26 protein-coding genes are annotated in these 22129 nt (G+C 41.2%); 8 read left to right on the plus strand and 18 right to left on the minus strand.

What is annotated here, in order from left to right:
- Positions 1–9: 9 nt before the first annotated feature.
- Positions 10–654 carry a uracil phosphoribosyltransferase gene (gene upp, locus GO816_RS15465; protein WP_157542847.1) on the minus strand — a complete coding sequence of 215 codons (645 nt, stop codon included), beginning with the start codon at positions 652–654 and terminating at the stop codon, positions 10–12.
- Between the two features lie 184 nt (positions 655–838).
- On the opposite strand from upp, the gene uvrB reads away from it, so the two are divergent.
- From uvrB to GO816_RS15505, 8 genes are all read left to right on the plus strand, one after another.
- Positions 839–2860, plus strand: a complete 2022-nt coding sequence (uvrB, locus tag GO816_RS15470) for an excinuclease ABC subunit UvrB (protein ID WP_157542848.1) — start codon at positions 839–841, stop codon at positions 2858–2860.
- 202 nt (positions 2861–3062) lie between these two features.
- Positions 3063–3473 carry a DUF4199 domain-containing protein gene (locus tag GO816_RS15475; protein WP_157542849.1) on the plus strand — a complete coding sequence of 137 codons (411 nt, stop codon included), beginning with the start codon at positions 3063–3065 and terminating at the stop codon, positions 3471–3473.
- A gap of 97 nt (positions 3474–3570) precedes the next feature.
- Entirely contained in the window at positions 3571–3774 is a 204-nt protein-coding gene (locus tag GO816_RS15480; RefSeq protein ID WP_317163649.1) for a DUF2752 domain-containing protein, read from the plus strand.
- A complete protein-coding gene (locus tag GO816_RS15485) occupies positions 3764–4123 on the plus strand; it encodes a TM2 domain-containing protein (protein WP_157542851.1) in 360 nt (119 codons plus the stop codon). The genes GO816_RS15480 and GO816_RS15485 overlap by 11 nt, the downstream gene beginning before the upstream one ends.
- Positions 4124–4154: 31 nt before the next feature.
- Entirely contained in the window at positions 4155–4355 is a 201-nt protein-coding gene (locus GO816_RS15490; protein ID WP_157542852.1) for a DUF2905 domain-containing protein, read from the plus strand.
- Positions 4356–4372: 17 nt separating this feature from the next.
- Positions 4373–5470 carry a Nif3-like dinuclear metal center hexameric protein gene (locus tag GO816_RS15495; RefSeq protein ID WP_157542853.1) on the plus strand — a complete coding sequence of 366 codons (1098 nt, stop codon included), beginning with the start codon at positions 4373–4375 and terminating at the stop codon, positions 5468–5470.
- Positions 5470–6213 (plus strand): zinc ribbon domain-containing protein, encoded by a 744-nt coding sequence (locus GO816_RS15500; protein ID WP_157542854.1) that lies wholly within the window; start codon positions 5470–5472, stop codon positions 6211–6213. The genes GO816_RS15495 and GO816_RS15500 overlap by 1 nt, the downstream gene beginning before the upstream one ends.
- A 58-nt stretch (positions 6214–6271) precedes the next feature.
- A complete protein-coding gene (locus tag GO816_RS15505) occupies positions 6272–7753 on the plus strand; it encodes a tetratricopeptide repeat protein (protein WP_157542855.1) in 1482 nt (493 codons plus the stop codon).
- A gap of 63 nt (positions 7754–7816) precedes the next feature.
- On the opposite strand, the gene GO816_RS15510 is transcribed toward GO816_RS15505, so the two are convergent.
- From GO816_RS15510 to nrfD, 17 genes are all read right to left on the minus strand, one after another.
- On the minus strand, positions 7817–8647 hold the full coding sequence (locus GO816_RS15510) for an OmpA/MotB family protein (RefSeq protein ID WP_157542856.1): 831 nt from the start codon (positions 8645–8647) through the stop codon (positions 7817–7819).
- A 19-nt stretch (positions 8648–8666) separates the two neighbouring features.
- Positions 8667–9329, minus strand: a complete 663-nt coding sequence (locus GO816_RS15515) for a DUF2461 domain-containing protein (RefSeq protein ID WP_157542857.1) — start codon at positions 9327–9329, stop codon at positions 8667–8669.
- Complete coding sequence (locus tag GO816_RS15520; protein ID WP_157542858.1) at positions 9316–9714, minus strand: DUF983 domain-containing protein; 399 nt, start codon at positions 9712–9714, stop codon at positions 9316–9318. The genes GO816_RS15515 and GO816_RS15520 overlap by 14 nt, the downstream gene beginning before the upstream one ends.
- 50 nt (positions 9715–9764) lie before the next feature.
- On the minus strand, positions 9765–10040 hold the full coding sequence (locus GO816_RS15525) for a hypothetical protein (protein ID WP_157542859.1): 276 nt from the start codon (positions 10038–10040) through the stop codon (positions 9765–9767).
- A gap of 23 nt (positions 10041–10063) precedes the next feature.
- Complete coding sequence (locus GO816_RS15530; protein ID WP_317163644.1) at positions 10064–10636, minus strand: DUF420 domain-containing protein; 573 nt, start codon at positions 10634–10636, stop codon at positions 10064–10066.
- A 7-nt stretch (positions 10637–10643) separates the two neighbouring features.
- On the minus strand, positions 10644–11342 hold the full coding sequence (locus GO816_RS15535) for an SCO family protein (protein ID WP_157542861.1): 699 nt from the start codon (positions 11340–11342) through the stop codon (positions 10644–10646).
- Positions 11343–11352: 10 nt separating this feature from the next.
- A complete protein-coding gene (locus tag GO816_RS15540; RefSeq protein WP_157542862.1) occupies positions 11353–11703 on the minus strand; it encodes a cytochrome C oxidase subunit IV family protein in 351 nt (116 codons plus the stop codon).
- A 32-nt stretch (positions 11704–11735) separates the two neighbouring features.
- Positions 11736–12455, minus strand: a complete 720-nt coding sequence (locus GO816_RS15545) for a cytochrome c oxidase subunit 3 (protein WP_157542863.1) — start codon at positions 12453–12455, stop codon at positions 11736–11738.
- 25 nt (positions 12456–12480) lie between these two features.
- Positions 12481–13065 carry a cytochrome c oxidase subunit 3 gene (locus GO816_RS15550; RefSeq protein WP_232336593.1) on the minus strand — a complete coding sequence of 195 codons (585 nt, stop codon included), beginning with the start codon at positions 13063–13065 and terminating at the stop codon, positions 12481–12483.
- 5 nt (positions 13066–13070) lie between these two features.
- Entirely contained in the window at positions 13071–13946 is an 876-nt protein-coding gene (gene cyoE, locus GO816_RS15555; RefSeq protein ID WP_157542864.1) for a heme o synthase, read from the minus strand.
- Positions 13943–15004 carry a COX15/CtaA family protein gene (locus GO816_RS15560; protein ID WP_157542865.1) on the minus strand — a complete coding sequence of 354 codons (1062 nt, stop codon included), beginning with the start codon at positions 15002–15004 and terminating at the stop codon, positions 13943–13945. Before GO816_RS15560 ends, cyoE begins: the two co-directional genes overlap by 4 nt.
- Positions 15005–15084: 80 nt before the next feature.
- Entirely contained in the window at positions 15085–16965 is a 1881-nt protein-coding gene (locus tag GO816_RS15565) for a cytochrome c oxidase subunit I (protein ID WP_198171534.1), read from the minus strand.
- Between the two features lie 16 nt (positions 16966–16981).
- Positions 16982–18193 carry a cytochrome c oxidase subunit II gene (locus GO816_RS15570; protein WP_157542866.1) on the minus strand — a complete coding sequence of 404 codons (1212 nt, stop codon included), beginning with the start codon at positions 18191–18193 and terminating at the stop codon, positions 16982–16984.
- A 50-nt stretch (positions 18194–18243) separates the two neighbouring features.
- Complete coding sequence (locus GO816_RS15575) at positions 18244–19515, minus strand: quinol:cytochrome C oxidoreductase (protein WP_157542867.1); 1272 nt, start codon at positions 19513–19515, stop codon at positions 18244–18246.
- A gap of 13 nt (positions 19516–19528) precedes the next feature.
- On the minus strand, positions 19529–20116 hold the full coding sequence (locus GO816_RS15580) for a c-type cytochrome (RefSeq protein ID WP_157542868.1): 588 nt from the start codon (positions 20114–20116) through the stop codon (positions 19529–19531).
- On the minus strand, positions 20097–20636 hold the full coding sequence (locus tag GO816_RS15585) for a DUF3341 domain-containing protein (RefSeq protein WP_157542869.1): 540 nt from the start codon (positions 20634–20636) through the stop codon (positions 20097–20099). The genes GO816_RS15580 and GO816_RS15585 overlap by 20 nt, the downstream gene beginning before the upstream one ends.
- A gap of 2 nt (positions 20637–20638) precedes the next feature.
- Positions 20639–22111 carry an NrfD/PsrC family molybdoenzyme membrane anchor subunit gene (gene nrfD, locus GO816_RS15590; protein ID WP_157542870.1) on the minus strand — a complete coding sequence of 491 codons (1473 nt, stop codon included), beginning with the start codon at positions 22109–22111 and terminating at the stop codon, positions 20639–20641.
- Positions 22112–22129: the final 18 nt, after the last annotated feature.

The raw sequence follows: 22129 nt of genomic DNA on the forward strand, positions 1-22129 counted from the left end.
ATAGAAAAATTAAATTTTTTCGCCAAAAGCCAGGTCGCCTGCATCACCCAAGCCGGGTACGATGTATGATTTGGTCGTCATTTCCTCGTCTACAGCACCAATCCATAAATTTGCCATTGGTAAATGAGCACGTACATGTTCTACGCCTTCGGCACTTGCAATTACAGCTGCAATATGCAAAGCCGCAATATTATACTGGACTAATAACTCTTTGCAAACCTGTACAACACTCTGCCCTGTTGCCAGCATGGTATCACACAAAATAAACGTCTTACCTTCCAAATCAGGCGTTGATATATGTTCAATATCAATTACAAAGCTGCCGTTTTTTTGCGTTTTACGATGAGCCGTAACAAAAGCCGACGCCGCCTGATCATAAACATTCATAAACCCTTGGTGAAATGGCAGCCCGGCACGTAAAATTGTTCCAAGCACAGGATGCTCTACCGGAACATTAATTTGCGCTATACCCAGTGGTGTTTGTACCTCGACACCAATATAATTCAACTGTTTGCTAATCTCATAAGCCAGCGCTTCGCCAATACGCTCCTGGTTACGCCTGAAACGCATACGGTCAGTCTGCACTTCGCTATCCCGCAGTTCGGCAAGGTATTGGTTGCAAATGGAGTTGGTGTGGTTGAGTATAAACAGCATGGTGGCGGTAAGCGTTTAATGCAAATGATTGGATGAGTGTAATAGTGTTGTCTTCTTTACAAAGAAACTATTTATGCCCAATAAACGTTTGGTATATTTGAATTTTACGCACCACTTTATGTTGTGCGTTGTGCCTTTCAATTATTAAATTAAACTTACTCTTCCTTCAGGACGTTAGTAGCTTATGGATTTTAAAATAAATTCACATTATGTACCCACCGGCGATCAGCCCAATGCAATTAAACAGTTGGTTGAAGGTGTTGAAACTGGTGAAAATTACCAAACTCTTTTGGGGGTTACAGGTTCGGGTAAAACATTTACCATAGCCAACGTTATTGAGCAAACTCAAAAGCCTACGCTTATACTCAGCCACAACAAAACGCTGGCCGCTCAGTTGTATGGCGAGTTCAAGCAGTTTTTTCCTGAAAATGCGGTAAATTACTTTGTTTCGTATTACGACTACTATCAACCTGAAGCATTTATACCTTCTTCAAATACTTATATAGAGAAGGACTTACAGATAAACGACGAAATTGAAAAGCTACGCTTGCGCACCACATCGGCATTAATGTCGGGGCGGCGTGACGTTATTGTGGTATCATCCATTTCCTGTATATATGGTATGGGTAACCCCGAAGACTTTACCAATTCCATATTTAAATTTGCTGTGGGCACCCGCATAAGCCGTAATGCGTTTTTACACCGTTTGGTTGAAATATTATATGCCCGCACCACAGCCGAATTTAAACGCGGTACTTTTAGAGTAAAAGGTGATACGGTTGACATTTACCCTGCTTACCTTGATTATGCTTACCGTATAATTTTTTACGGCGATGATATTGAAGAGTTAAGCAGCTTTGATCCGCAAACGGGCAAAACGCTCGAAAAAATGCAGAACATGGTTCTGTTTCCGGCCACGTTATATGTCGCTCCGCGAGACAGGTTTACCAGCAGTATATGGGCAATACAAGAGGAACTTGAACTGCGTAAAAACCAATTTATTGAAGATAAACGATTTTTAGAAGCCAAGCGCCTCGAAGAGCGGGTAAATTACGATTTGGAGATGATACGTGAACTGGGCTACTGCTCAGGTATTGAGAATTATTCGCGATTTTTTGACGGTCGCAAGCCCGGTATGCGTCCCTTCTGTTTGTTAGATTACTTTCCTGATGATTACCTGATGGTAATTGACGAAAGCCATGTAACCGTGCCGCAGGTTCGCGCTATGTACGGCGGCGACCGTTCTCGTAAAGTATCTTTAGTTGAATACGGCTTCCGCTTGCCGGCAGCTATGGATAACAGGCCACTTAACTTTGAAGAATTTGAACGCCTTGCACCACAAACTATTTACGTGAGCGCAACACCCGGAGATTTTGAGTTGGAAAAATCGGGCGGTGTAGTAGTTGAACAGGTGATACGGCCAACGGGGTTGTTAGATCCAGTTATCGAAATTCGCCCTATAATTAACCAGGTTGACGACCTGCTTGATGAAGTAGATAAAACCATTAAACTAGGTGACCGTATATTGGTTACAACGCTTACCAAACGTATGGCCGAAGAGCTGGCTAAATACATGGACCGCCTTGGCATCAAATGCCGTTACATACACTCAGAGGTTAAAACGCTTGAACGTGTTGAAATTTTACGCGGTTTACGCCTGGGCGAGTTTGATGTACTCATAGGCATTAACTTACTTCGTGAAGGTTTAGACTTACCCGAAGTATCATTGGTGGCCATATTGGATGCTGATAAGGAAGGCTTTCTCCGTTCAGAACGTTCGCTTATACAAACAATTGGTCGTGCCGCACGGAACGACCGTGGACGGGTAATTATGTATGCCGATACTATTACCGAAAGTATGCGTGTTACTATTGACGAAACTACCCGCCGCAGGGAAAGACAGGTTGCTTACAATGCGGAACATGGCATTGTACCTAAAACGGTTGGAAAATCAAAAGAAGCTATCATCGAGCAAACTTCTGTTGTTGACTTTAAAGGCGGCGTTCAGCGTGCCTACGTTGAGGCGGAGGAAGTTTCAATAGCTGCCGACCCTATTGTACAATACATGAGCAAGCCTGAACTGAAAAAGGCCATTGATAACACTAAAAAAGATATGATGGCCGCCGCTAAGGACATGGACTTTTTACTTGCCGCAAAACTACGCGACGAGATGTTTGCACTTGAAAAAATGCTTAGCGAGAAATAGCTTTTTGAACCGGAATTGGATTAATGAGTGATTGATTAGGTTTAACAAAATACCTGAAAGGCTTATTATAGAAACACACAAATCGCATCCAATTCCGGTTTAAACTCACATTGCTGTTTAAACAAGCGCAAACAAATACGCCGCAATAATCCTTTTATGGGTATAATTAGATACGAATACATCAACTATAACCATAATTACCATGAAAAACGCATTAGCATCAGGATTAATCATAGGAATATTAAGCGGCTTATGGCTCTTCATCATGCGCTGGGCAGGTTACACAACCTTTAACGACCAGGTATCGCCAATTGAATATATTTCAATAAGTATTCCAATTATTGGTGTATTTTTAGGACTTAAAGCCTACCGCGACCAGGACTTAGGCGGAAGATTGAGCTTTTTAGAAGGCTTGGTGCAAAGTTTAAAAATATTACTTATTGGCGGTGTAATTGCCGGTTTTATAGGTGTAATATACGTTAACTACGTTGAAGCGGAGCACAACTTCCGTGACTTTTCGGGCCGCTTGTTTGGCGCGTTACTTATAGGTGTTTTATCTGCCCTTGCAGCATCGCTGTTGTTAATGAATAAATCAGGCCGATCTGTTGACTAAACAACTTAAAATACATTTTGAACTTATTTTTTGGGTAACAGCCATCATATGTTTAGCTGTTTCCCATCCTGCACACAAAGGGCATTTTGCCCTTTGTGTGTTTAAAATAGTTGGGGTTAACTGGTGCCCCGGTTGCGGCATAGGTCATTCCATATCATGGCTGCTACATGGAAACATCCAACAATCTTTTAAAGCCCATTGGCTGGGGATTCCGGCTTTACTTGTAATAATTTACCGCATTGGTTGTCTAACCTTAAATCGTTTGTTTAACTTTAAGAAAACTTCAACTCATGGACTTTAACTATTTCGCCGCATTTTCAGGTCTTACACCCGAGGAAGCAACCTTTTTGCAGCAAGCCACTGTTGGCTTAGAAGAAAGACAACAACAGCAATTTCTTGCACTCTATGGCAGCAAACGCCGTAGCCCGCAAGATATTTTGCTATTTACGCTGCTTGGCTTTGTAGGTATTGCAGGAATACAGCGCTTTATAACAGGCCAGATATTTATGGGTATCATATATTTCTTTACTGCTGGTTTTTGTTTTATAGGTACCATTGTTGATTTAATAAACCACAAAGAGCTTGCTAACGAGTATAACAAGCAAATGGCCTATGAATCTATGCATCTTATAAAAATGAGAGGCTTCTAGTCAGGTGGCAAATAACGGCGCAAAATTACTTATGGTTTCCGGTGGCCTTTTACTGCTTGCCGGTATCATATGGTTTTTTTGGGGTGAAAAATTTCGTTGGATAGGTCACTTACCGGGAGATATCAACATAAAACGCGATAACTATCAACTCTACATACCAATAACAACACTGGTATTGGTAAACCTGCTTTTATTTATATTTATGCGTATTTGGAACTGGCTTGGCTGGTAGTACATTTGCTTCTGTATATGAAATTACATGAATTAACATCTTATCTTGAAAGTATTGCACCGCTATCCTATCAGGAAGAGTACGATAACTCGGGCCTTATAGTAGGTCAGGCAAGTAAGGAAATTAACCAGGCCCTCATATCGTTAGATTGCACAGAAGCTGTTGTTGATGAGGCAATACGCACAGGATGTGACGTAATAATATCACATCATCCAATTGTGTTTAAAGGCTTAAAAAAATTTAACAGCAAATCATACGTTGAACGCGTTGTTGAAAGAGCTATTCAACACAACATAGCTTTGTACGCCATACATACCAATTTAGATAGTGTAATTAACGGTGTGAACGGCAGGATTGGTGAAGTGCTCGGTGTTAAAAACCTCCGGATATTATCGCCAAAAAACGGCATTTTAAAAAAACTGGTTACTTATGTACCGGTGAGCCATGCAGGTACTCTACGCAATGCCTTATTTGCCGCAGGCGCCGGAAACATAGGCAACTACAGTGAATGCAGCTTCAACGCCAATGGCACCGGGACATTCAAAGCGGGCCAAGACAGCAACCCATACGTGGGTAATGTTGGCGAGCAGCACCAGGAAGCCGAAGTTCGTATTGAAACTGTTTACCCTGCACAGTTAGAAAGTAAAATATTGATGGCACTTTTTTTGAATCATCCTTATGAGGAAGTTGCCTATGACCTTTATACTTTAACCAACCAGCATCAACAGGTTGGCTCAGGCATGATAGGCGAACTTGATATTCCGCTTGCCGAAAATGATTTTTTAGCGCTATTAAAAACCAAAATGCAGGCAGCTGTAGTGCGTCATACCGAATTATTAGGTAAACCAATTAAGAAGGTGGCAGTTTGTGGTGGCTCGGGCGGCTTCTTATTAAAACAGGCAATTGCTGCCGGAGCAGACATATTCATCACCGCTGATTATAAGTACCATGAGTTTTTCGATGCTGAGGCGAAAATTATAATTGCCGATATCGGACATTTTGAAAGTGAGCAATTTACACAGCATCTATTGTATGAAATAATACAGAAAAAATTTAGTAACTTTGCCCTCCGTTTAACAGAAATTAATACAAACCCCATAAAATATTTTATTTAATGGAACAAACCGTAGAACAAAAGCTGAAAGCTTTATACGACCTGCAAACTATCCATACCAAAATTGACAGAATACGCCAGGTAAGAGGTGAACTGCCTATGGAAGTTGCCGACCTGGAAGATGATGTTGCCGGTTTGGAGACCCGCATTCAGAAAATTAAAGGTGAGCTTGATGATTTAGAGGATAACATTGTTACCCGCAAAAATCTTATCCGCGATGCTCAAGCTAATATTAAAAAATACGAAGGTCAGCTTAACGAGGTAAAAAACAACCGTGAGTATGACGCTATTTCAAAAGAGATCGAAATTCAAGGTCTTGATATTCAGGTTAGCGAGAAGAAAATAAGGGAGTACGGTTTTGAAATCACTTCAAAAACTCAGATCTACGAAAAAGCTTTGGCTGATTTAGAAGGTCGCCGTGCCGATTTAGACGCTAAAAAAGAAGAATTAGGTACAATTACTGCTGAAACTGAGAAAGATGAGAATGAATTAAACACTCAGGCCGAATCAGCAAAGCAAAACATTGAAGAGCGTTTACTAACTGCTTACAGCCGTTTACGCGGTAACGCTAAAAACGGTTTAGCGGTTGTAACCATTCAGCGCGATTCTTGCTCAGGATGTTTCAATCAAATACCTCCTCAGCGCCAGGCCGACATTCGTCAGCGTAAAAAAATCATCGTTTGCGAACATTGCGGACGCATTTTGGTTGATGAACAAATGGCGCTCGAAGAAGAGCACGCATAATCAGCTTTTAAATTAAAAAAACGATAAGGCGCCTGAAACAGGCGCCTTTTTTTGTGTAATGACCAAACGATTACGATTATTTATTCCGCTACTTTTTTGGGGTTTGCAATGCTTTGCAAATTTTGATGTTAACGCTAACTGTACCAAGGCCTATAAATGCATATTACAATTTAAACTTAAAGCAGCCAGGCAGGCTATTGATGCTGAAAAATCAATGCACCCGCAAAACAGCTTTGCCATACTGCTGGATGACTATTACGACTACTTTTGGATGTTGAGCACCGAAAGCAAGTCAGACTATGACCGGCTTAAGGAAAATAAGTCGAAGAGGCTTAACAAGCTTGAAGATGAAGACAAGACATCTCCCTACTATAACTTTGCTCTTGCACAGGTAAATTTGCACTGGGCATTACTCCATGCCCGTTTTGGAGATAACAGCGCCGCAGGCTTTGCCATCAACAGGGCTTACAAGCAACTAAACGAAAATCAAAAGAAGTTTCCGGCCTTTTTGCCAGATGATATACCATTGGGTATGGTGAACGTAGCCTTGGGTGCCCTGCCCGATGGGGCATTAAAAAGTGTACTGAATATATTTGGCATTAAAGGCAGCATCACCTCAGGCATAAACCTTCTGCAGAACGCTACGTTGCATTTACCTAAGTCGGCGCACGCTATGTATTACGATGAAGCAGTATTTTATACAACTTACCTTCAAACAGATGTGGTGAATGATGAGCAGGCTTATAACAAAATGCTGCAATACACCACGGGCATGGATAATAGCAACCTTCTTAAAAGCTATATACAAGGCTATATAGCCCTCCGCACAGGTCACAGTAACGAAGCTGTACATTTTTTAAAAAAAGCGCCTGAGGGCAGCGAATACCAGCCGTACCCCTATCTTGATTACCTAGCCGGGCTGGCACGCATGAATGTATCTGATAAATCGGCAGGAAATTATTTCAACAAGTTTTTGCAAACCAATAAAGGTGTAAACTATATTAAAGATGCCTACCTGCATTTAGCCTGGGAGGCCTTACTGGATGGAAACGAAAAGCGCTACAATGCCTTTGTTCAGTTTGTAAAAACTAAAGGTTACACCTATAACGAAAAAGATAAAAGAGCATTAAAGGAAATTGCAGGAGTTCCCTATAACACTACCCTCCTGCAGGCACGTCTTTGGTTTGATGGTGGTTTATATGATAAAGCACTTAACATTTTAAAAGGTAAAGATGCAGGTAGCTTTACTGTAAAAGATGATAAGGCCGAGTACTACTACCGGCTGGCACGGGTTTATGAAGCTATGGATAAAAACATGCCTGCGTTAGAAAACTATCAGCAGGCCATAGTTACGGGTAAAACAAGCAACACTTACTTTGGTCCAATGTCGGCCCTTAGAGCCGGCAATATATATGAGCAGCTTAAAGATAGTGCTAAGGCCGTCTCATATTACAAGTTAGCCATAGATTTTAAAAACCACGATCAGGAAAACAGCATTGAACATAAGGCAAAAGAAGGCTTGAAAAGGTTAAAAAGATAAAATGATGGCTTTAGCCTGCATTTTATCTTTTTAATATGCGAAAACGCAACAGTGCTTTAATTCTTATTTGGTATTGATGAGATTGTATAGCTCATCCAAGCGGGGTGTTAAAACAATTTCTATACGGCGGTTGCGTGATCTTGCCTCAGGAGTATTTGCTTTGTCTATCGGCTGGAACTCACCCTTGCCAGTGGCTGTAATACGGGTAGCATCTATCTTCTCAATCTCGGTTAAATACCTACTTACAGATGTTGCTCTAAGTACGCTTAAATCCCAGTTATCTTTAATTTGACCCAAATTTACCACGCGCTGATTATCGGTATGCCCTTCTATTGATAAGTTGATATCAGTTTCCTTGTTGAGCACACCGGCCAATTGCTTAAGTGCCTGCTTGCCCTTTTCATCTATTACAATACTGCCTGACGGGAATAGTAATTTATCGGTAAGTGATACGTACACTTTTCCGTTGCGTATATCAACGGTTAAACCACTTTGCTGAAAGCCAAGCAACGCCTGTTGTAATTTATTTTTTAAGGCATTGGTTGCCTCATCCCGCTTGCGCAATATGTCTTCAACCTCGCGTAAACGAGCCTCCCTTTTTTGCAAATCGCCTGATAGCTGGTTAATTTTTGTAGAGTTAGCACTATAATTTTTATTTAGCAAAACATGCTTTGCGTTTAACTCATTGTAGGTTACCTGCAACTCGCTTAACTCGCGGTGCAAGTGAGCTGTATCTGAGCGTAGCTTAGCCATTTCTTCTTCAAGGCTGGCCGACCGGCTTTGAAGGGAATCGCGCTCGGCAATAAGAGCCTTGTAAGCTTTTGGCGACATTACTTTACAAGAATGTAATGAAGCACCCAATGCTAATGCAATGAGATAATACTGTGTTTTCATGATGAAGGTTTCAGTTAGTTTAGTCAATAGCGTTATTTAAAAATACATTAAGGGGATGTATCTGTTCACACAAAAATGCAATTCTGCCTGTAATTCCGGCTTTCTGCATTTCGTTATCCGTAAGCTCGTGATAGGCAATAAAGCTTTTTAATTTAAGCAAGTCGATATGTTCGTTATCCGCATCATAACCTTTGGGCAAGGTTTTAAGCTTTTCCTGGTCACGAAACTCACCAAAGTCTTTTTTGAATTCGGGCTTATCAATAATTGCAGTTAGGTCGGCAGCATTATAGTCAATTTCCTGCCTTATAGCTTTTATATGTTCTCCCTGCGGCATCCAGTAACCACCCGCAATAAATGATTTGTTACCGGGCTCAATTTGCAGGTAATAACCAATTTCAACCGACTTATGCCTGGTAAGCCTGCCAATAGCAAAATGCGTTTTATAGGGCGTTTTATCTTTGCTAAACCTAATATCACGATAAATACGCATCATACACTTCTTAGGCTCAAGGCTGGCGTCTACACCAGTGTCAGCTTTGCTTAAAGCTTTAATAAGTTCACCTGCAAAGTCAAATACATTAGCGTAGGCTTCTTCGTAACGCTCTTTATTTGCCTGAAACCACTCGCGGCTGTTATTTTTTTGAAGATCGGATAGGAACTTAAACGTATCAGTGCTTATCATCTGTATCTAAATAGGGCTGGTAGTGTATTTTGGGCGACAACCAGTAAAGTAGTATAACCCTTGAATAACGATAATTAAAAGGCGCAAGTATAAAGCATCCTCCTAAAATAACACCCAGATACAGCCAGGGCGATTCCATATTGCCGGTAGCGTAATACGTTATAAATGCAAGTATAACGGCTTCAGCAACGTTAAAAGCATAGCTTACGTACATGGCAGCGTAGAAATAGCCAGGCTCAATTTCAAAATGCAGACCGCAACGCGTGCAGTTTTCATGCATTTTATTACCGCCTATAGCATACATTGCCCCGGTAAACATTTTACCACGACGGCATTTTGGGCATTTTGACTGCAGCATAGCGCTGCCCATCGGGGTTTGAGACATAGCAGATATATTGGTGTTATATAAAAAATCCGGCAAGGGGCCGGATAGTTTTAATTTAAATGAAATTTCTCTTTACCCATATTAAGGTCTACGTTTTTACGACGGTACTTTTTATACCATACGTAACCTCCTACAGCTAACGCTATATAAGGTGCCGCTAACAGATACAAGATACCATTGTTAAGGCCGTTTGCCTCCGTGTTGCCATCTTTTACGCCAGCCTCAGCCGTGGCCGAACACATGGCACACTGAGCGTTAACTTGTTGCACATTTAAGGCGAGCAATGAAAAACTAAGCGCACAAATAAAAACCTTCACACTTTTCATACTACAAAATTACCTAATTAAAATTAAAAGTTGTAATAAGGCTGAATGAGCAGGTAAACAATTACACCACTTACCGTAACATAAAACCAAACCGGAAAAGCCCAGCGCACTAACTTACGGTGACGTTGAACATCCATTTGTAAGCCACGATAGAAACTTAGTAATATCAATGGCAACACAATAGCCGCCAAAATAATATGGGTAAGCAATATAATAAGGTAGGCAACACGCATCCCACCAACGGCTGCTGCTTCGGTATCAGAAAGTACTCCGTCACCATCTAAGTCACCAAATTTGGTATCATGCCCCAACCAATGGAAAAGTATGTAAGATACCAGGAATAACGCTGATAAGCAAAAAGCAACTATGTTGGTGCGCTTATGCCAGGTTACATTGCCATGCCTTATAAAATAAAGCGATATAACCAGCAGGACACTACAGGCACCATTTAAAAAAGCATTCAGCTTTGGAAAAAAATAAAGTAAATCGGGTGAAACTGCCGGAGCAGGCAACACCTTTAGGCTAAGTATTACAACAACTAAAAAGACAAATACTGATATACCGGCAACAAACCGGAATATAAATTTATCACTCACGTTCATATCAATTCGGGGCTTTAATTTTACGTAGCTCTTCGGCAATCTGCACTTTAATCTCGTCGTTAAGCTTAACTACTTCCTGCAGGTTGGTGCCATCATAATAACCACGTATACGTTTCTCGGCATCTATTAAAACAAGCTTGCTATCAAAAACAAAGTTGTTATTCATTTTCACGGCATTAATAAGTAAGCCATTACGGGCAACATTATAGGTTGTTGCCGTATCACCTCTTAAAAACATCCACTTATCGGCGGTATATCCCCACGGTTTCGCATATGCTTGCAAACGTGCCGTATTATCAAATTCAGAGTCAACAGTTATGCTCACAAATTTAACCATACGGTTTTTGCGAAACGCACCTGCTAGTCTGTCAATGTTCTTATTCACCTTACCGCAAACTTCGGGGCACTGGGTGTAAAATAAGTTTACTACAAATACCTTGTAGTCAAAATCACTTAATTTTACCGTCTTGCCCTCCTGGTTGGTAAACTCAAAGTTGGGCAGCTTATGATAAATGGTATCGGGGATGTATTTGCCGTGAAACTTGTGCCCGGTTTTGGCGACCTGCTTAGGACCGTAAATAGCAAGCGGCTTATAACGGTTTTTACCTTTTGCGGTTAGCAAATAATATAAAAATCCTGGTACTGCCAATATGAGCACCAGGATTAATATCTTTTTTATAGTAAAAGAAGATCTGTTCATTTATTACGACTTACCTTAACACGTCCACCCAGTGATGGCTTTCATTGGTAAGCACCAGTATTAAACCGATGATGAACAGGGTTGGAACCAAAATTGAATATACTAAACCTACTTTTTCAAACTTTAAGTGCATAAAGAACGCCACAATGTAAAACGCCTTAGCTAAAGTTAAAATGATGTATATAGGGTTGGCTACGTTTAAGCCAATGATTCCTCTAGGCACCATGTAAAGTGCAATAAAGAATTCAATAACAGTAATGCCTAACAGGATGAAAAACACCTGCCATATTTTACCACGGGTCATGCCGGCATGTTCGCCGTGCTCATCGTGATGTAATTCTGTATGTTTTGTTTCAGACATGATATCGTTATTTTAAATAGCGTTGTTAAAAATCAAACTAAGTAGAAGAAGGTAAATACAAAAACCCAAACCAAATCAACAAAGTGCCAGTAAAGGCCAACTTTTTCAACCATCAGGTAGCTGCCGCGGCGCTCGTAAGTACCGGCCAAAACGTTGATAAGGATAATAATATTGATAATTACACCGCTAAATACGTGGAAACCGTGGAAACCGGTAATAGTAAAAAACAGGTTGGCAAACTGTTGTGTATACACAGCAGATGGCTCAACACCATGTGGGAAGAAATGATCAAGATGTTCAGGAATTTTACCCCAACCAAAGCCTTCGGCAAACAAGTGGCTCCACTCTAATGCCTGGCAACCTAAAAACATAAAGCCACCAATTACAGTAGCTACCAACCACCAGGCTACTTCTTTTTTAGCACCGCGATGACCAGCCTCAACACCCAATACCATAGTTACTGAACTCATGATGAGGATGAACGTCATGATACCCACAAATACCAACGGTGCACCATGCTCAATTGAGGTTAACGGTACCGACTGGAAAATATGATCGGCCGCAGGCCAAGAGGTTGAGCTGAAACGCAAAGCGCCATAAGCAATTAATAAAGATGAAAATGTAAAGGCATCCGATAAAAGGAAAAACCACATCATCATTTTACCGTATTCTACCGAAAACGGCTCTTTACCGCCAGACCATGGCGTTGATTTAACTTCGTCTATAGGGGATGTAACCGCTGTTGTACTCATCTGTACTTCTTATTGTGTAGATTGATTAATTCTGGTTCAAAAGTAAAAAAACATAGAGATAAATCCATATAATATCGACAAAATGCCAAAATATTGAGGACATCTCCATACGGAATAGATTCAGTACCTGGGGCGTTTTCCGATATGTGCTCACCAAGCTTATAATTAGTAACACTAATCCTGCCAAAATGTGTATAAGGTGCATCAAAGAAAACACATACACGAAAGAAATGGAAGCATTAGGATTTGATAAAAAGGCATGCATTTCGAACGATAACACATACCAGGCATATATTTGCATGGCAAAAAAGCCGACACCTAATAGTAATGTGAGCCATAAAAAAGCTCTTTGTTTAGCAACATCACTCTTCTTTGCTGCTGTTGATGCTAAAAACACGGTGATGCTGCTTATCATTATAATAGCAGTACTGTACATAAACGCAGCCGGCATCTTAATATTTAAACCGTGCCCTTTACCACCTATGTAAACAATAAAACCGCTAGTTAACGCCGCAAAAAACATAAACGATGTGAACAAGAATAGCCACATGTTAAATCTTTTGGGGGTTAAGTCTAATTTTCCTTTGTCTTGCTGAAACTGAGCCATCATCTTTACTACTTCCCTATAAAATCAAACAAAAACATTAACTGCACAACCGGCAGGTATAAAAATGAACCAAACATCAATTGCCTTGCCGATTTGATATCGAGCTTGCGCATGAGGTTGAATGCCTGGTATAAAAATATAATACTAAAAATCAAAGAAACGCCACCTACAAAATAACCGCCGTAACCATATATGGTAGGTAACAAGCTTACAGGTAAAAGCACTAACGTAAACACAAATGTTATTATAGCGCTAACCCTGTCGCGGTGGCCTGTGGGTAACAAACGGAAACCTGCTAACTTGTAGTCATCATCTAAAACCCAGGCAATTGCCCAAAAATGCGGAAACTGCCATATAAACTGAATACCAAAAACTATAAGTGCAATTTGATCAATTTTAGGGTGGGCAGCAACGTAACCAATTAGCGGTGGTAATGCACCCGGAATGGCACCAACGAATACTGATATAGGCGACTTTTGCTTTAAAGGTGTATAGGCAAACGCATACAATATGATTGCAAAAACCGATAAAAACCCTGTGAGTAAATTTAAGCTACCCAGCAGATAGGTACCAAATATGCCCATAAGCAAACTAAGTACCAGCGCCTGTCCATTAGTCATACGCCCCGATGGTAATGGACGGTCAGACGTGCGTGACATCAGGCGGTCTAAATCCTTTTCAATAATTTCATTAAAGCCGTTAGCTGCGCCGGTAATTAAAAATCCACCAACAATTAGTTTGGCCCAATTAACCCAGTTGATAACGCCAAGTGGGTTATCTTTAAATGGCACCTGGCTGCCAACAAGGTAAGATATAGAGGCCGAGAACACTACCAGGAAGGTAAGTCTTAGCTTAACCAGCTTAACTAAATCTTTCCAAATCATCTGTTCACCTCCGTATAATTAGCCGACCTGCTTAAATTCAACATCAAATAAAATTGCGCTCCAAAAATTAAACTTGCCAGTAGTATATGCGATGCCTGTGCAACCGGAGGCAGTCCCCAGTAAGAAAGCGCAATGCCCGCTCCTATCTGCAAAACTATAATCAGGAATACGAGACTCATCATTTGCTGCTGAACCGAATGGCGGCTAAACGTGCGCCTTACTAACGCATATAGTAAAACGTTAAGCACAACAACAGCTAAAGCAAGATCACGGTGCATGTTAAAGGTTTGGCCAACCTTTGCCACCCACTGGTCGCGGTTCGCATCCTGAAAACGCTCAGCCACTTCATCTACTTTCTCCCTCACCTCCGTTCCGTAAGTAATTTGTATAACGCTTAGTATAATTGCCAGTGCTGCAATAATTTTTGTTAATGGCTTTGTGTTTAACACCGGCTTGCCTTGTACTTTGGCGAGGTGATAGGCATAAATGGTAACAGCAAGTATAACCAGTGCTAAAAGCATATGTACGGTTACAATCCAATCAACCAAATTTGTTGATACTACTATAGAGCCTAACCAAGCCTGATAACCAACCAAAAAAATGTTCAACACACTCAATGCCGGAATCCACTTATTTTCATCACTGTAACTGAATGAAAATATGGCTACCAGTAGTAAACCTATCCCAGATAGCACACCTACTAACCTGTTTACATACTCGGTCCAGGTACGTGCGGCGTTGAACTCCTCTGGTATCAGTATTGATTTGTCTTCACGTATACGTTGCGCCAGATCTTTGTTGCCAAATTTATCGAGCATCTTAGCAAAACGCTGATTCTTAGCTTCGCGCTTGGCTACATAAGTCTCTTTGTAGTTGGCAGGCAATTCGCCTACATGGGTTGGCGGAATATAGCGCCCAAAACACTTAGGCCAATCAGGGCAACCCATACCCGACCCGGAGCTGCGTACAATACCTCCGGCTAAAATAACGGCAAAAAGCAAAACAATAGTTACAAGGCTGGCGCTTCTAAATCGTTTTCTGTTTGTTGCTTTACTCATTTACGCTTTTAAAAAATTAGGGTATCTGTTGAGGGATACTTCCCGGTACAGATACCCTAAATCATATGATCAGTAAGGAATTACTTTACTTCCTCGTTTGATTTTTGGGTATTTACCCATTCATGGTTATCGTGAGATGCATGATCTTCAAAATCGTGTGGCAAATTGGAACTCAATGTTTGAGAGAAAGGCACGGTTTGAGGAATGAAATCTTCGTCATGACCGGGCTTGCTGTAATCATAAGGCCAACGGTATACAGTTGGTATTTCGCCAGGCCAGTTACCATGGATGTGTTCAACCGGAGTAGTCCACTCAAGTGTAGTAGAGTTCCATGGATTCTGAGGGGCCTTTTTACCAAAGAACATAGAATAAAAGAAGTTGAACAGGAAAGCAACCTGTGCTAAAGCGGCAAATATTGCTGCCCAGGTAATAAAGGTGTTAACCGATACCCATTGTTTCAACGACTCAATTTCAGTGAACGAGTAATAACGACGTGGAACACCGTCAAGACCCATAAAGTGCATTGGGAAGAACACAAGGTAAGCACCGATAAAGGTTAACCAGAAGTGCAGATATCCTAATTTCTCGTCCATCATACGGCCGAACATTTTCGGGAACCAGTGGTAAACACCTGCCAACATACCAAATATAGCCGCAGAACCCATTACCAGGTGGAAGTGAGCTACAACGAAGTAAGTATCATGCAAATTAATGTCTAATGCAGCGTTGCCTAAGAAAATACCGGTAATACCACCAGAGATGAAGAAAGACACTAAGCCAATAGCAAATAACATTGCCGGGGTAAACTGTATATTACCTCTCCAAAGCGTTGCCAGGTAGTTAAACGTTTTTACGGCCGATGGTACCGCAATAATCAATGTTGTGATCATAAACACACCGCCCAAGAACGGGTTCATACCCGTAACAAACATGTGGTGACCCCATACAATGAATGATAATACAGTAATACCAATTAATGAGTAAACCATTGCATGGTAACCAAAGATTGGTTTACGTGAGTTGGTAGCAATAACTTCTGAAGATATACCCAAAGCAGGCATAATTACAATGTACACTTCAGGGTGACCCAGGAACCAGAATAAGTGCTGGAACAGGATTGGGCTACCACCTTCCATAGGCATAACCTGACCTTGGATAACGATATCAGATAAGTAAAAGCTTGTACCAAAGCTGCGGTCAAATATTAAAAGAACTACACCAGCAACCAATACAGGGAATGCAAGAATACCTAAGATAGCGGTAAGGAAAAACGCCCAGATAGTTAAAGGCATTTTCCATAAGTCCATACCTTTGGTACGCATGTTCAAAATGGTACTTACATAGTTAATACCACCCATTAACTGTGAGGCAACAAACAGAGTCATACTAATTAACCACAAGGTCATACCCATACCTGAGCCGGGCATTGCTTTTGGTAAAGCTGAAAGTGGCGGATAAATTGTCCAACCCGGACCAGCAGGTCCTTTTTCAACAAAGAATGAAGCCATCATAATCACACTGGCTACGAAGAATAACCAGTAAGAAAGCATATTCATGAATGGAGAGGCCATATCACGGGCACCTAACTGGTAAGGAATAAGCAAGTTACTGAATGTACCGCTCAAGCCTGCAGTTAATACGAAGAATACCATGATGGTACCGTGTATAGTTACCAGCGAAAGGTAAAAGTTAGTGTCTAAACGACCGCCTGGTGCAAAACGACCTAATAAAGTTTCCATTAAAGGGAATGACTTTTCAGGATACGCCAGTTGAATACGGAAAAGGATAGACAAAATCATGGCTATAACCGCCATCACGATACCAGTTATTAAAAACTGGCGGGCTATCATTTTGTGGTCCTGGCTGAAGATGTACTTCGTCCAGAAAGATTCATTATGGTGATGTTCGTGATCGTGATCATGATGTGCTACGCCGTGATCGTGAACTGATAATGTTGACATAATCGATATATCTTGATTAATTAATTGACGCTAATCTGGTTTGTAATACGGTTTGCTTGTAAAGCGGGTTTTCAGCAAGCTTAAGCTCTTTTTTTAACTGGTCGGTTAAATAAGGCTTTTGTTGTGACAACCATTGCTGATATTCGGCTTCGGTAACCACAAGTACAAGCTTTTGCATGTTGTAATGGCTTCCACCGCATATCTTGTTGCAATACAGGTGATAGTTAAAATCAGGTTGATCTAACTTATTGCGCATTTCCGCAGTAGTTGCAGTTGGCGTAAATTTAAAGTAGGTTGGCAATCCGGGTACAGCATTGATTTGCACACGGAAGTTAGGCATATAAACACTATGTATAACGTCTTGCGCAAGTATGTTTAAACGAACTGATTTGTTTACAGGTATAACTAAAGTATCTGCTTGTAAATCATCGAAGCTGTTTTTATCATCATAGCTTACACCAAGCTTGTTGGTGCCGTTTACTAGTTTGTAGTTTTTCTTACCTAATTTACCGTCGGCACCAGGGTAACGCAGTTCCCAAGCAAATTGGTGACCAGTTACATCTATATTCAACGAAGCAGGCTCGCCTTTAGCGTCAACGGTATTAGTTATCTTTCTCCAGGTAAGGAAACCGAATACTACCAACACTGTCAAAACGATAGCTGGAGCAACAGTCCATATTTTTTCGATGGTATTGTTGTGAGGATAGTAGTAAGCTTTACGTTTGTCAGAACCTTTGTATTTGAACACAAAACCAAACAGCAATATCTGAGTAATAAGGAACACTACAAAAGTGATACCGAATGTAGTCCAAAACATTGAGTCAAGAGTTTTACCATGTACCGATACGGCATCACCTATAATCATACCACCTTGTACGCTGAAAGAGTAATATACTCCTATCAAGCCTGCACCAAGGAATATGATAAAGCAGGTTGCCATCACGTTATTCCAGTTAACTCCCTTTTTACCTTGCATTTGTAAGGTAAGGTCGTACACTTTAAATATTTTGCCAATGATTGCCACGGCTATACAGATAACCACAAACAACAAGGTATAATAACCTACTGACGTCCACATACCGGCTGATTGAGCCGATGTGTTACCTGTATCGGTAGCAGTAGAGTTTGAGCTGGCTGCCTGCGCCATTACCAGGTTGGTACCCAGTAACAGGAGCATAGCCGACAGCGATAAGAACTTTTTATAATTTATCAGATGCTTAAATGCCATTTGTATCAGTGGTTTGATATTCTAAAATGTGTTACAAAGTTAGCAAAATATTAAATGTGGTGGTGAAGGCTCTCTTCCAGGAACGGGTGTTTTTTAGGCACTAATGACTCAAATTTGCTTAAAGCGCTGAGCATCACGAAAGAGAAAAGACCAACAAACCCTACAAAAGTGGTAACTTCAGTTAAACCAAACTCTCTGTGTTGCTCCATAGTACCTGGCATAATCATCAGGTAATAATCTAACCAGTGACCGATGATGATTACAATAGCTACAATTTTCATACGAGTGAACGAGCGTTTGTTATCATTCTTCATCAATAGGAACAATGGCGCACAGAAGTTTAAAACAATGTTTAACCAAAACCACCATTTGTACTCAGGCTCCCAGCGTTTGTAGAAGTAAACACTTTCCTCAGGCATGTTAGCATACCAGGTAAGGAAGAATTGCGCAAACCATACATAGGTCCAAAATATTGAGAAACCAAAGATAAGTTTACCTAAATCATGCATGTGGTTTTCATTAACCCATGAGAAGTATCCGTTCTCTTTAAGGATAGACAATGTTAACGCAATAGCAGCTAAACCGGTAACGTGTGCGGCTGCAAGGTTATACCAACCAAACATCGTTGAAAACCAGTGAGCCTCTAAAGACATGATGGTACCAAATGAATAAATTGGGAAAGTAAAGCCGAAGATAACAAGGAAAATGGCTGACATTTTAAAGCTCTTGTTATAGTTAAGCATACCGCCTAAGCTGTCTTCGCTGTTAGAGTAATCAACTAACAACTTACCAAACCAGGTGTATAATAACAGCATTACCGCTAAGCTGCCGTAAAAGAACGGTTTATTAAGGAAGGCCGATTTACCTGCTATGATAGCATCATAAATAGGGCTACCTTCAGTAGTAAGGCCGTCAGTTGCCCAGTGAGAGTAAAGGTAAGGAGCCATTACTTCGTGGCCTTCATGGCTTTCCTTATGAGTTAAAAATAAGCCTGCACCTACTACGATAAGTAATAATACAACACCTACGCCTAACACACGGGCAAAAGCCTGCGGAATACGCAATAAACCAACAGACCAGCCGGCTTGCGCCATGTACTGATAAGCTAGGAAAAATACACCTGCAACGCAAACGCCTACAAAATAGTAGCTCATAAGCAACAGGTTTGAGAATGTACGTACTGCATGATGGTCATGAGTATCGATTGCAAAACCGTACACTATGCCCAGCACACCAATTACAATAGCCACCAGGCTAAATGTTTTGGCTTTGCCGGCAAATTCAAAACGTTCGTCAAAACTATGTGGATGATGAGTGCCCATTCAGCTTTTTAAATTATAAGGTTTGCAATTTGTGAACATACATTACTATTTTCCAGCGCTCTTCAGGAGCTAACTGTGATGCATATGAACCCATAGCATTTACACCGTAAGTAATGGTATGATATATTTTACCATCTGTAAGATCTTTCATAGCGCCACCGCGTGATGATTGACCTTTTGAGTAAGATGGCGGTGGTGGATAACCGTGTTTGGTTACTTCGCCGTCACCTTGCCCCTGTTCGCCATGGCAAGGCGAGCAATAATGCTCATACAGTAATTTACCTTCGGCAAAATTTGACTGTGTTTGCGCAATTATATTTTTAACCTCTAAACTGGCCTGATCGTAACCGGCACGGGTGTTAGGGTAATCAAAACGTGTAAAACCAATTGGCGTGGTGCCTGCAGGCGGAACCTGAGCTGTTTTACCGTCTTTAAAATTAGGGTTTTTCTGATCCGGATCGTACGCAATTTTCTCGTACATGTTAGGAGCATACTCCCAACCGGTGCTTCTTTTATCGTGGCATGATGATGTTACCGCAACAGCAGCAAAAGCGATCATGGTTGCGCCGAATATTCTGATCTTATTCATCATAGCTAACATACTTTCTCTTATTGTGCTTTACTTCAACTGCACCCGCTTCTTCAAGCAAACGGGTAATATCATCATGCGGAATGTTTCCTTTTGCATCTACCGCAATTACAAACCTGTCGTCGGTAGCGCGTAAATCCATTACACGTGGAGCACGACCCGGGAAAAGGTGTGTAGCTGCAAAGAATGTTGCCACCATACCAAATGCAGTGAACAGGATAGTCCACTCAAAAGTAAAAGGAACAAAATCTGGCATTGCAAAATGTGGCTTACCGCCTATGTTCATTGGCCAGTCGTGTACAAGCGTGTAATAAACAATGCTGAATACAACCGTAGCACCCAGGCAGCCAAAGCAAAATGCTGCGTAACCTAAACGTGATTCTTTAACGCCCAATTTAGCTTCAATACCGTGAATAGGCATTGGCGTATAAACATCATAAATTGGGATGCTGTTCTTCTGTAGTTTGGTGATACCGTCCATCATTTGGTCCGGATCCTCAAAACAACCTAATATAAATTTAGTGCTGCTCATGATTATGCTTTATGGTATTGAGTTAAATCAACACTGTCGTATTTCTCTAATGCTTTAACGTAATCGTCAACATGAGTTGGGTCAAGATGACCTTCGTCAATCAGTTTTTTCTTAGCCTGCTCACTTGAAGTTTTCACTAGTAATTTCACCTCGGCCATAGCTACAGATGGAAGTACACGTAAGAATAAAAGGAACATTACAAAGAAGAAACCTATTGAACCAACGAAGATACCTACGTCTGTCCAGGTTGGATAGAACATTACCCAGCTTGATGGTAAAAAGTCGCGGTGAAGTGAGGTTACGATAATTACGAAACGCTCAAACCACATACCTATGTTTACAATGATTGAAAGAATCCAAGACAATGGAATATTGATACGGATTTTTTTGAACCAGAATAACTGTGGGGTAATAACGTTACAAGTCATCATGCTCCAGTAAGCCCACCAGTAAGGACCGGTTGAACGGTTGATGAACGCGTATTGCTCGTATTCAACACCTGAGTACCATGCAATGAAGAACTCAGTTATATAAGCCACACCTACTACCGAACCAGTTAACAAAATAATTTTGTTCATTGACTCGATGTGGAACATGGTTATGTAGTTCTCCAGCCCTAATACCTTACGTGCAATTAACAATAGCGTTTGAACCATGGCAAAACCCGAGAAGATTGCACCCGCAACGAAGTACGGAGGGAAGATGGTTGTGTGCCATCCCGGTTCCAATGATGTTGCAAAGTCAAACGATACGATGGTGTGTACCGAGAGTACTAGTGGAGTTGATATACCCGCAAGAATTAACGATACGGTTTCAAAACGTTGCCAGGTTTTTACTGATCCTGTCCAACCGAATGACATGATTGAATAGATGCGGCGGCGTAAACCGGTTGCACGGTCACGGATTGATGCAATATCAGGTAATAAACCAGTGTACCAAAATACTAATGATACAGAGAAGTAAGTTGAAATTGCAAACACGTCCATCATCAACGCTGAGTTCCAGTTTACCCATAACGAACCAAATTGGTTAGGAAGTGGTAAGGTCCAGTACGCTAACCAAACGCGACCCATGTGACCGAAGATGTAAGTAGCCGCACAGATTACCGCAAATATGGTCATTGCCTCGGCAGAACGGTTAATTGAATTACGCCAGTTTTGACGGAAGATTAAGAGTACCGCAGATATAAGCGTACCTGCGTGACCGATACCTACCCACCATACGAAACCGGTGATGTCCCAGGCCCAGCCTACGGTTTTGTTCAAACCCCACTCGCCTATACCGTACCAAAAAGTCCAGCTGATAGAGAATAACCAGATGCTCGCTCCTATTACAGAGAGAACAAAGCCTATCCACCAAGCCATGTTAGGTTTATTTTCTACAGGGGCTAAAACCTCGTTAGTAATTTGGGCATAGGTTATGTTCTTGCCCGTAATTAACGGTTCCCTGATTATTGATTCACTGTGAGATGCCATAGTGTATTAATATCTCGT

Source organism: Mucilaginibacter aquatilis, assembly GCF_009755275.1.
Lineage (GTDB): Bacteria > Bacteroidota > Bacteroidia > Sphingobacteriales > Sphingobacteriaceae > Mucilaginibacter > Mucilaginibacter aquatilis.

Excerpts from the sequence above, each read along its gene's own strand:
- nrfD (WP_157542870.1), bottom strand. The coding sequence starts at position 22,111 with ATGGCATCTCACAGTGAATCAATAATCAGGGAACCGTTAATTACGGGC.
- GO816_RS15500 (WP_157542854.1), top strand. The coding sequence starts at position 5,470 with ATGGAACAAACCGTAGAACAAAAGCTGAAAGCTTTATACGACCTGCAA.
- GO816_RS15525 (WP_157542859.1), bottom strand. The coding sequence starts at position 10,040 with ATGAAAAGTGTGAAGGTTTTTATTTGTGCGCTTAGTTTTTCATTGCTC.
- GO816_RS15585 (WP_157542869.1), bottom strand. The coding sequence starts at position 20,636 with ATGAGCAGCACTAAATTTATATTAGGTTGTTTTGAGGATCCGGACCAA.
- GO816_RS15490 (WP_157542852.1), top strand. The coding sequence starts at position 4,155 with ATGGTTTCCGGTGGCCTTTTACTGCTTGCCGGTATCATATGGTTTTTT.
- GO816_RS15510 (WP_157542856.1), bottom strand. The coding sequence starts at position 8,647 with ATGAAAACACAGTATTATCTCATTGCATTAGCATTGGGTGCTTCATTA.
- GO816_RS15540 (WP_157542862.1), bottom strand. The coding sequence starts at position 11,703 with ATGTCTGAAACAAAACATACAGAATTACATCACGATGAGCACGGCGAA.
- GO816_RS15550 (WP_232336593.1), bottom strand. The coding sequence starts at position 13,065 with ATGATGGCTCAGTTTCAGCAAGACAAAGGAAAATTAGACTTAACCCCC.
- GO816_RS15485 (WP_157542851.1), top strand. The coding sequence starts at position 3,764 with ATGGACTTTAACTATTTCGCCGCATTTTCAGGTCTTACACCCGAGGAA.
- GO816_RS15505 (WP_157542855.1), top strand. The coding sequence starts at position 6,272 with ATGACCAAACGATTACGATTATTTATTCCGCTACTTTTTTGGGGTTTG.
- uvrB (WP_157542848.1), top strand. The coding sequence starts at position 839 with ATGGATTTTAAAATAAATTCACATTATGTACCCACCGGCGATCAGCCC.
- cyoE (WP_157542864.1), bottom strand. The coding sequence starts at position 13,946 with ATGATTTGGAAAGATTTAGTTAAGCTGGTTAAGCTAAGACTTACCTTC.
- GO816_RS15515 (WP_157542857.1), bottom strand. The coding sequence starts at position 9,329 with ATGATAAGCACTGATACGTTTAAGTTCCTATCCGATCTTCAAAAAAAT.
- GO816_RS15495 (WP_157542853.1), top strand. The coding sequence starts at position 4,373 with ATGAAATTACATGAATTAACATCTTATCTTGAAAGTATTGCACCGCTA.
- GO816_RS15575 (WP_157542867.1), bottom strand. The coding sequence starts at position 19,515 with ATGGGCACTCATCATCCACATAGTTTTGACGAACGTTTTGAATTTGCC.
- GO816_RS15560 (WP_157542865.1), bottom strand. The coding sequence starts at position 15,004 with ATGAGTAAAGCAACAAACAGAAAACGATTTAGAAGCGCCAGCCTTGTA.
- GO816_RS15565 (WP_198171534.1), bottom strand. The coding sequence starts at position 16,965 with ATGTCAACATTATCAGTTCACGATCACGGCGTAGCACATCATGATCAC.
- GO816_RS15545 (WP_157542863.1), bottom strand. The coding sequence starts at position 12,455 with ATGAGTACAACAGCGGTTACATCCCCTATAGACGAAGTTAAATCAACG.
- GO816_RS15535 (WP_157542861.1), bottom strand. The coding sequence starts at position 11,342 with ATGAACAGATCTTCTTTTACTATAAAAAAGATATTAATCCTGGTGCTC.
- GO816_RS15580 (WP_157542868.1), bottom strand. The coding sequence starts at position 20,116 with ATGTTAGCTATGATGAATAAGATCAGAATATTCGGCGCAACCATGATC.
- GO816_RS15475 (WP_157542849.1), top strand. The coding sequence starts at position 3,063 with ATGAAAAACGCATTAGCATCAGGATTAATCATAGGAATATTAAGCGGC.
- GO816_RS15520 (WP_157542858.1), bottom strand. The coding sequence starts at position 9,714 with ATGTCTCAAACCCCGATGGGCAGCGCTATGCTGCAGTCAAAATGCCCA.
- GO816_RS15570 (WP_157542866.1), bottom strand. The coding sequence starts at position 18,193 with ATGGCATTTAAGCATCTGATAAATTATAAAAAGTTCTTATCGCTGTCG.
- upp (WP_157542847.1), bottom strand. The coding sequence starts at position 654 with ATGCTGTTTATACTCAACCACACCAACTCCATTTGCAACCAATACCTT.